At 44.2% G+C, this 2,188-nt stretch carries 2 protein-coding genes; both read left to right on the top strand.

From position 1 onward, the window contains the following. Positions 1-420: 420 nt before the first annotated feature. Positions 421-930 carry a DUF4494 domain-containing protein gene (locus QZZ43_RS06865; protein WP_291857346.1) on the top strand — a complete coding sequence of 170 codons (510 nt, stop codon included), beginning with the start codon at positions 421-423 and terminating at the stop codon, positions 928-930. Positions 931-1,552: 622 nt separating this feature from the next. Beyond that, positions 1,553-2,188: FAD-binding oxidoreductase (locus QZZ43_RS06860; protein WP_291857345.1), on the top strand; the 636-nt coding region annotated here is incomplete at its 3' end.

The raw sequence follows: 2,188 nt of genomic DNA, 5'->3' as shown, positions 1-2,188 counted from the left end.
GGGCCTCTATTTCCCGGGACGGTGCCCCGGGCTTAAGTCAATTGGGCTTTCAGCCCGCTTTTCTATTGTTCACAGTTCCTAAGAATCAATTATCTGTGTCCATCCGTGTCATCTGCGGATTAAACCAGACAAGGCATATAAGAAAAGAAAAAAACTGAAATTAAATAAACTCTGTGTTCCTCTGTGAACCCTCCGTGAAACTCTGTGTAACGACCTCGTTGCTAAGCTACCTCTATGCGTCTCCGTGGTTAAACCCAAAAACCCACTGAAGCGGGCTAAAAAAAACGGTCATGCCTCGTGTTAATCACATCGAATATCTCAGGTATCGAATCTCATTAAACACCCCCATGCCCTTTTCTCCATGCTCTTTTTTACTACCTTTACGCGTCGAAAAAAATATCATTAAAACATAGAAAACTCATGCTACACACCTGGTTCGAATGTAAGGTAAAATACATCAAGACAGACGAAAACACCGGAAAAGAAAAAAAGGTAACAGAGCCATACCTGGTGGATGCCGTTTCATTTACTGAAGCAGAAAGCCGCATTCATGAAGAGATGCAATCGATGATTAGAGGTGATTTTCAGGTAACCAATATCCGGAAGGCCGACTACAGCGATTTATTTCCCAATTTTGCCGGAGACCGCTGGTACAAATGCAAAGTAAGTCACCTCTCTATTGACGAAAATGCAGGAAAAGAGAAGAAAGTAAGCAGCCAGATGCTGGTTATAGCCGACAACGTGCGCGATGCTTTCGACAACCTCATGCAGGGATTGTCGGACATGGTGGTTGATTTTGAAGTGCTGAGCATCACCGAGAGTCCATTGATGGATGTATTTCCTTATGATGCAGAAAATGCTTTCACTAAAAAAGGGACATCAGAGGAGAATGAAGAAGAAGCGGAAGAAGAAAATCCCGATCTGGAATAAACCAATGTAGAAATTTATGAAAAAACGCCTCCGAAAGGGGGTGTTTTTTTTGAACCATATAAGCACATAATAAAAGATTCTCCAGACAACAATTTGTTGCGAAGCAACCTCTGTGTTCCTCTGTGTTCTCTGTGGTTAATCCCTGTTGCGAAAAAAAAACTCTAGACTCCATTCACCTGCCCTTTCAGGGCGCAAAAAAACCAACCTCAATTAGCCCGGGACGGTGCCCCGGGCTATAGTAAATTGGGCTTTCAGCCCGTGTTTTGGTTTCTTACTGTTCCTGGACAATTATTATCTGTCCCATCAACGAATTGAACCATATAAGGAATGTAAGAAATAAAGGGGGCTCTCGGCGTAACAAAACCGGTTGCGAAGCAACCTCTGTGATACACTCCCGATAAACCGGGACAAGCTGTGATCTACTCCGTGCAACTCTGTGTAATAACCCCATTGCGAAGGAATCTCCGTGCTCCCTGTAGTTAAACCCTGTTCCAAGTACCCCACGCACACCAAAGAGCTATGAGCCAAGAGCTACCGGCCCTCACCTTTTCCATCTGCTCCCTTCTCAAAACCTTTTACCGCCACATTTTGTTAAAATAAAAAACCTAACAAAAGAGATTCAATGCCACAGCGAAAGCAAAAAGAGTTGTTCCCAACCAAAGTCCTGAATAAAGAAGAAATTGCGCCCAACATATTCACCATCCTTACCGAAAAGAAGTTCGACTTCATTCCGGGACAGGTCGTTGCTGTTGCGTTATCGCCCACCGAAGAGCCCCGGCTTTACAGCATTGCCAGCGGGAACAATGCCTGCCACATCAGAGTGTTATTTGACATCAACCCAGATGGCCTGTTAACGCCACAGCTTGCAACATTAACTCCCGGCGACCTGGTGTTAATGTCCAAGCCCTTTGGACGATTTCGGGGCACTGAAGACCCTGCCTGGTGGATTGCCACAGGCACAGGAGTTGCTCCGTTTATCAGCATGGCAGAATCCGGTCTGGGAAAAAATAAAAAACTGATACATGGAGCACGAACACCCAATGAATTTTGGTTTGCGGAATATTTCTCAACTGTTTTAAAAGACAATTATGTTAGATTTGCCACCCGCGAAACAGGCCCCGGAATTCAAACCGGCAGATTGACACAATGGCTGAATACACAAAATAATTTACCAGACAATATAAAATATTACCTTTGTGGAAGAGCCAATATGGTTGTCGATGTTCGTGACATTTTAGTCAGCAAGGGCATCTTTTAT

This window comes from Marinilabilia sp., from assembly GCF_016278715.1.
In the GTDB taxonomy this organism is placed as follows: Bacteria; Bacteroidota; Bacteroidia; order Bacteroidales; family Marinilabiliaceae; genus Marinilabilia.
This window is presented reverse-complemented; position numbering and strand designations above follow the sequence as displayed.